At 37.1% G+C, this 5,988-nt stretch carries 11 protein-coding genes; all 11 read right to left on the minus strand.

Annotation, left to right across the window (positions count from 1 at the left end; translation table 11 throughout):
• Window positions 1-430: 430 nt before the first annotated feature.
• Window positions 431-790, minus strand: coding sequence for a NifB/NifX family molybdenum-iron cluster-binding protein (locus RVY80_RS10070; protein ID WP_294143902.1), 360 nt, complete (start codon window positions 788-790; stop codon window positions 431-433).
• A gap of 38 nt (window positions 791-828) precedes the next feature.
• Window positions 829-1,092 carry a C-GCAxxG-C-C family protein gene (locus tag RVY80_RS10075; protein ID WP_317330524.1) on the minus strand — a complete coding sequence of 88 codons (264 nt, stop codon included), beginning with the start codon at window positions 1,090-1,092 and terminating at the stop codon, window positions 829-831.
• Window positions 1,089-1,937: an Mrp/NBP35 family ATP-binding protein gene (locus RVY80_RS10080; protein WP_317330525.1), complete on the minus strand. Its 849-nt coding sequence runs from the start codon at window positions 1,935-1,937 to the stop codon at window positions 1,089-1,091. The genes RVY80_RS10075 and RVY80_RS10080 overlap by 4 nt, the downstream gene beginning before the upstream one ends.
• Window positions 1,938-1,954: 17 nt before the next feature.
• The gene (locus tag RVY80_RS10085; protein ID WP_317330526.1) at window positions 1,955-2,302 is read right to left on the minus strand and encodes a hypothetical protein; all 348 of its coding nucleotides are present in this window, start codon (window positions 2,300-2,302) and stop codon (window positions 1,955-1,957) included.
• Window positions 2,303-2,319: 17 nt separating this feature from the next.
• Window positions 2,320-2,478, minus strand: a complete 159-nt coding sequence (locus RVY80_RS10090; RefSeq protein WP_317330527.1) for a hypothetical protein — start codon at window positions 2,476-2,478, stop codon at window positions 2,320-2,322.
• Window positions 2,475-3,359 (minus strand): ATP-binding protein, encoded by an 885-nt coding sequence (locus RVY80_RS10095; RefSeq protein ID WP_317330529.1) that lies wholly within the window; start codon window positions 3,357-3,359, stop codon window positions 2,475-2,477. The genes RVY80_RS10090 and RVY80_RS10095 overlap by 4 nt, the downstream gene beginning before the upstream one ends.
• Complete coding sequence (locus tag RVY80_RS10100) at window positions 3,337-4,197, minus strand: ATP-binding protein (RefSeq protein ID WP_317330531.1); 861 nt, start codon at window positions 4,195-4,197, stop codon at window positions 3,337-3,339. The genes RVY80_RS10095 and RVY80_RS10100 overlap by 23 nt, the downstream gene beginning before the upstream one ends.
• 1 nt (window position 4,198) lies before the next feature.
• Window positions 4,199-4,567 carry a NifB/NifX family molybdenum-iron cluster-binding protein gene (locus RVY80_RS10105; RefSeq protein ID WP_317330533.1) on the minus strand — a complete coding sequence of 123 codons (369 nt, stop codon included), beginning with the start codon at window positions 4,565-4,567 and terminating at the stop codon, window positions 4,199-4,201.
• Window positions 4,542-4,949 (minus strand): iron-sulfur cluster assembly scaffold protein, encoded by a 408-nt coding sequence (locus RVY80_RS10110; RefSeq protein WP_317330536.1) that lies wholly within the window; start codon window positions 4,947-4,949, stop codon window positions 4,542-4,544. Before RVY80_RS10110 ends, RVY80_RS10105 begins: the two co-directional genes overlap by 26 nt.
• Window positions 4,949-5,326 carry a DUF134 domain-containing protein gene (locus tag RVY80_RS10115; RefSeq protein WP_302820706.1) on the minus strand — a complete coding sequence of 126 codons (378 nt, stop codon included), beginning with the start codon at window positions 5,324-5,326 and terminating at the stop codon, window positions 4,949-4,951. Before RVY80_RS10115 ends, RVY80_RS10110 begins: the two co-directional genes overlap by 1 nt.
• A gap of 63 nt (window positions 5,327-5,389) precedes the next feature.
• Window positions 5,390-5,662 (minus strand): DUF5320 domain-containing protein, encoded by a 273-nt coding sequence (locus RVY80_RS10120; protein ID WP_302820705.1) that lies wholly within the window; start codon window positions 5,660-5,662, stop codon window positions 5,390-5,392.
• Window positions 5,663-5,988 lie beyond the last annotated feature (326 nt).

A 5,988-nucleotide genomic window follows, 5' to 3' on the forward strand; every position in this document is an offset into this window, starting at 1 on the left:
TGCTTTTTCGTTAGGTGTGTACTGTGTTCGTTTCATAGTGCCTCCGTTTGATTAAATATTACATTCAACCTAACTTAAAAAGCAACTTTTAGTGGTCTAAATTCTTGGGTCCATTATAGATATCTTCCCTCAAATCAAAAATCCGTGATTATCCTTCCAGCTTAGAACCAGACCTCAAATCACGGAAAGCCTTAATATACTTATCTAATTACACACTTACTTATCAACCCTTGACATCAATACCACCGTCTCAACATGGCACGAGAGGATAGGAAGTATGTCAAATGCCTACTCTCGTTTATGGGAACATATCCACTAACCTCTTTCTGTTTGTGGAAACATATCAGCAAGATTGCTCTATAAAGCAAAAATAGTACTTGCACCTATTATACTTTGTACAAGCACTATTTCACAATATAAATATGGTATTTTATTTGCCACATTCATCATGATGCTGATGTTCATGGCAAACAGAACCAGTCGACTTTAAAGAGCCTTCCAAGTATGCTTCTACTGCTGCTTTGGCATTACCTTTTGCTCCAACAATAACTTCGATGTTCCTTTCATTAAAAATCTCAACTGCACCTCCGCCCATACCACCGCTGATGATGACATTTACACCACGATCGGCAAGAAAATTAGGCAGGAATCCAGGTTTATGTCCAGGGTTAGCAATAGTTTCACTTTTGACAATTTGATTATTTTCGGTGTCAAAAATCATAAACCCTTCGCAATGCCCAAAATGCTCTGTTACCATTTCCTTTTCACTTGCTACTGCTATTTTCATCATTGTTTTTTCCTCCAATTTTTTATTTTGAATATATTTATCTAATATTTCTGCTGCATGTTCAGTTTTGGAACTCTATCTAAAGGATTTGAATACCCATCTAGCATTCCTGCAACTATGAACATTTCACTGACTGCTCCACATACCTCTCGTAGTCTTCCCATTCCACCACCAAATGAAGAAGAAATTTTCAGTGCTGTTTCTGAGTCTAGTCCTGTTTCATCACAAAAGGCTAACACTACCGATTGAGAGCAATTGTATCCTTTTGTGAATAATTCTTTTGCTAATGTTGAATGTTCACTCACTTTTTATTTTCCTCAAGTCTTTCCTCTAGTAATTTTGATGTGCTATCAAGCCAATTGCCATCAAAAAGCTCTATCATGCCCTTGTCACAGGCAGCTGAAATTTTCGGATCAATAGGTAGTTTAGCAAGAACCTTTAAATTATGTTTTTCAGCAATTTCTTCAATGTGGCTTTCACCAAATATCTGATAGTCCTTGCCGTTATCAGGGCATTTAAAATAAGACATATTTTCTACCAAACCAATGATTGGGATATTCATCATTTCTGCCATTTTGACGGCTTTAGATACAATCATGGATACCAGCTCTTGTGGAGAAGTTACGACAATAATCCCATCAACAGCAATGGATTGAAATACTGTAAGGGGAACATCGCCGGTTCCTGGTGGCATATCAATAAACATAAAATCTACATCACTCCAGATAACATCAGTCCAGAACTGTTTAACTGTACCAGCAATTATTGGGCCTCTCCATACAACAGGATCAGTATCCTTTTCTAAAAGTAAATTAACAGACATAATATCAATGCCGGTCTTTGTTTTAACAGGGAATAGTCCAAATTCGCTACCAGTGGCTTTTTCCCGAATTCCGAATGCCTTTTGAATAGAAGGTCCTGTAATATCTGCATCAAGAATGGCAGTATGATAACCCATTCTATTCATGGTAACAGCGAGCATGGAAGTAACAAGTGACTTTCCTACTCCGCCTTTACCACTGACAATACCTATGACTTTTTTTACGCTGCTCATCTCATGTAACTTCTCGGAAAAATCAGTTTTTTGTTCTTTTCTTTCTGCACAGTCCTCTGAACAACTGTTGCAGTTTTGATTACAATTTTCGCTCATAATTTAGCTCCTTTATTTTAGATTGTTATTTCACTGCCTGTTGATAAATAATCAATATTATCACCCATAACAGATTTCAGCCTTTCATAGGCTTCTATACCTGTACAATGGCAGGTATAAAACTTTGCTTTTGTAGCCATTAGATATTTACCAATTCTATCTATCATATCAGAGTCCTCATTGCCACCAGAGCGACTGGAAAGATGAAATCCGCCTATTACATAATCAGGCATACGACCTTTTATTTTTTGAAAATGTTCAAGTATATTTATGATACCATTATGAGCACAGCCTGTAACTAGAAGGGTCTTTCCGTCTTCCTCTATGATAAGATTCTGTTCATGTGCAAAAGTATCATCTATCATTCGTTCATTTTGCTCAGTTAGCAACCCACGTTTTCAGCATTTTTAAGAAACAATTCACTTGCTCCAACATCAAATAAAATTTTAAGTGCATTTGTTTCAATATACAGACTAAGACCATGTTCGTTACCGAAGTCTTTCGATATCGATGTGTTTTCCACTAATGTTTTGATAATCATGACCTTAGCCCACCACCTTCTTCAAAAAGTAATTTCATTGTCTTATTGTAAACTGCTTTTACTGCTGCACCCGATGCACAATCTATGTCTACAATGGTTCGGCCATTATTAATCGCTTTTACTGCATTCGAATCAAAAGGTATTCTACCCATAAAAGTCAGCCTTTGTTTTTTACATAGCGCTTCTATCTTTTCTGTGTTTTCTACGTTGGTATCAAATTTGTTTATACATATTACTGTCATAGTTCCGAATTTCGCCGCTGTTTTTATGATTCGCTCCAAATCACTAATGCCAGATATGGACGGTTCGGCCACTATCAAAACCATGTCCACACCGCTAAGTGATGCTATTACAGGACAGCCTATGCCTGGAGAACCGTCAATAATTGCAAGATTGCCATTAACTATCTCCGACTTCATTTGTTTTTTAACCTCTGTGACCAGCATTCCTGAAGTGCCACTACCCATTTTCAGCTGTGCTGTAGAAAAAACTTCTCCTTCATTTGCATATAACATCAACTCACCAGCTACAGCCGGTTTTAAAGATATAGCTTCTACTGGACAAACAGCTTTGCAAACTCCACAGCCTTCACATGCAAAAGGATCTACTTTATATTTCTTATCTACTGAAATAGAATCAAATCTGCAGTTTTGTCTACACCTATCACATTCGATGCACAGTTCTGGATTTATCTCCGCTTTTGGTAAACCATAATAATCTGTTTTCCTTGGTTGAGAGCTTTGTTCTGTTATAAGGTGTAGGTTAGGTGCATCTACATCACAATCCGCATAAGCCTTAGCGTTTGCAAGCTTGATAAAAGCACTGGCTATAGTAGTTTTCCCAGTACCGCCTTTTCCACTAAGAATAAGAAGTTGTTTCATGTTGCACCTCCTTTTTCACTGTTTCTAACAGAGAAGAAAATAAAGCCTGATATTTTTCATTTTCCCTCACGGCAATTTCTGCATTTGAATTCAATATTCCAAGTTCATTATCAAATGGGATCTGATCTAAAATTTTAATGTTTTTTTCTATACAGAAATTTTCAGCTGGATTTTCACCTTCTATACACTTGTTTAGAACTACACCAAACGGCTTATTGAATAACTTGACCAACTCGTATACCATATTAAGGTTATGAACACCAAATAACGTAGGTTCAGCTACCAATATACAATAGTCTGCATCCTTAATACTTTCCATTACAATACAGGCACTTCCAGGAGGACAGTCAATAAAGGTCAGTTTATCTGCTTCAGGTTTATTCTCAGCAAGCAACTTTTTAATAATAGGGATACCCGAAGCTTCACCAGTATTTAATATTCCTGTGTATACCGTTACCTGATCGGAAGTTCCTTTTTGAACTTTCCCAATAACCTTTTTTCTCTCTGTCAGCGCCTTTTCAGGGCAAAGCATAATACAACCGCCACAGGAGTGACAAACCTCTTCGAAAACAATCAGTTTATCTTTAATATAGGCAAGAGCATTGAATTTACAAAAATCTATGCATTTTCGACATCCATTGCATAGCTCATTATTCACCTTTGGAATTTTTACTGATATTTCTTCCTCTTGGACATCTTCGGGTTTAAAGAATAGATGCCCATTTGGCTCTTCAACATCACAATCTATATATGTTGATATTTTTGCTACCGCAGCTAAATTTACCGATACCAGTGTTTTTCCTGTGCCGCCCTTGCCGCTTAGCACAGCTATTCTCATATTAATTGCCTCCGTGTCCATGAAATCCGGCATGAATTTCATCTAGTAAAGAAAGTTTTCCATCGATGAAAGCATCAATATTATCCTTTACTGATGCCGATGTCGTTTTAAATATTTCAATATCAGCAGATTTGAGCACTTCAGCAGCATTTTCCCCGCAACGAGGAGTAAGCAAAACATTTGCTTTATTATCTACTATCGTCTGTGCAGCCTTAATCCCTGCACCACCTGTACTTGCTGCTGCATTGTTATCAAGAAATACACTTTCCTTAGTATCTACATCATAAATAAGGAAATAGGGAGTGCGTCCAAAGGATACACATACGTTTGAATCCAAACTTTTCTCATCTACCGGAATTGCTATTTTCATAAGAATCCTCCATTCTTTTAACTACTAAATAATTATTGATTGCATTGCGCAATGCACTTACTCCTAAATTTGAGCAATGAACCTTGCTTTCAGGAAGCCCATCTAGAGCTTCGATTATATCCTCTTCTGTAATTTTTAATGCTTCATCCAGGCCTTTTCCTTTAGCCATCACCGATGTCATACTGGACGTTGCAATTGATGCACTGCAGCCAAACACAAGATAACTTATGTTATCTATATGATTGTCTTTCACCTTTATATAAACGGTAAGATAATCTCCGCACGAAGGGTCTCCAAAATTTCCTTCAGCGTCAGCATCTGGCATGCTATGAGCATTTTGAGGGCACATAAAATGTTCAATTACTTTTTCGGAATATATAATTAGTCACCTCGATTCTCATTATCTGTAAAGAATCTGCCACGTCCATGCCTATGACAGCCTCGGCCACATCCATTTCCCAATCCATCACAAAGACGGTATTCGCCTCCCTCAATTATTAACACTTTACCATTCACCAATGATTCAGCTAACTTTCTTCTGGCTTCTACATATATTCCCTGAACGGTAGCACGGGCAATATTCATTTGTTTTGCACACTCTTCCTGAGTAAAACCCTCCAAATCTATAAGCCTTATTGTTTCATATTCATCAACTGTCATGTTTACATGATCTTGATCGTCCAACACTGAATCAAGAGGGCCAAATTTATTACTTTCTGGCAGACAACACACTTTTCTCCATTTCATTGGTCTTGGCATAATCTATCACCCCATTTCTAATCAGAAATAACCAGAGCGTCCTCCAGTTACCTCTAATACCCGTTACAGATACTTTAATTGTTTATCAATGACTTCGATTCGACTTTGCAGTAATTCTTTTTGTTCTTGAAGGAAGTCTTTATGTGTTTTTGTCGCATATTGATTTATTGCTAAGCCTCTGCCAAATCCACTACTAAAACCTCGTCTGCAAGCAAATCCAAGACCTAATCCAAGTCCAGCACCACGATTGACCGCATTTTTCCCTGTGCAAAAGCCTAAACCGTGTCCAGTCATTGTTCCAGCACCCATTGGGCCAGTTCCATCTCTTCTAGGCATACCATTCGCCTCCTTGTAGTTTATGACATATGCCACTTACTATTATTAGTATACCTCTGTTAATGGCATATGTCAATAACTCTTTAGATTTTATTTTAAAAATATGCTATAAGATTGATATGAACCATCACTTCTATTCAAAAGTTAAATTCTTCTGTCTTTACATCAGGTTATTATTATATATAAAATATTGAAAAACTATTTTTACTAAAATTGCAAGTTCAAATTGAACACCTTTAACCAAATAATTTAAGCTGCATAGACGGTATCTAAATAAGCTTCAAATAAATCATCAGGCGTATCATACCCAAGGGACTTTCTAGGTA

It is taken from the genome of Veillonella absiana (assembly GCF_032970865.1).
Lineage (GTDB): Bacteria > Bacillota > Negativicutes > Veillonellales > Veillonellaceae > Veillonella > Veillonella absiana.

Coding starts and splice junctions, on each gene's coding strand:
- RVY80_RS10070 (WP_294143902.1), bottom strand. CDS start 790: ATGATGAAAATAGCAGTAGCAAGTGAAAAGGAAATGGTAACAGAGCAT.
- RVY80_RS10080 (WP_317330525.1), bottom strand. CDS start 1,937: ATGAGCGAAAATTGTAATCAAAACTGCAACAGTTGTTCAGAGGACTGT.
- RVY80_RS10085 (WP_317330526.1), bottom strand. CDS start 2,302: ATGATAGATGATACTTTTGCACATGAACAGAATCTTATCATAGAGGAA.
- RVY80_RS10090 (WP_317330527.1), bottom strand. CDS start 2,478: ATGATTATCAAAACATTAGTGGAAAACACATCGATATCGAAAGACTTC.
- RVY80_RS10095 (WP_317330529.1), bottom strand. CDS start 3,359: ATGAAACAACTTCTTATTCTTAGTGGAAAAGGCGGTACTGGGAAAACT.
- RVY80_RS10100 (WP_317330531.1), bottom strand. CDS start 4,197: ATGAGAATAGCTGTGCTAAGCGGCAAGGGCGGCACAGGAAAAACACTG.
- RVY80_RS10105 (WP_317330533.1), bottom strand. CDS start 4,567: ATGAAAATAGCAATTCCGGTAGATGAGAAAAGTTTGGATTCAAACGTA.
- RVY80_RS10115 (WP_302820706.1), bottom strand. CDS start 5,326: ATGCCAAGACCAATGAAATGGAGAAAAGTGTGTTGTCTGCCAGAAAGT.
- RVY80_RS10120 (WP_302820705.1), bottom strand. CDS start 5,662: ATGCCTAGAAGAGATGGAACTGGCCCAATGGGTGCTGGAACAATGACT.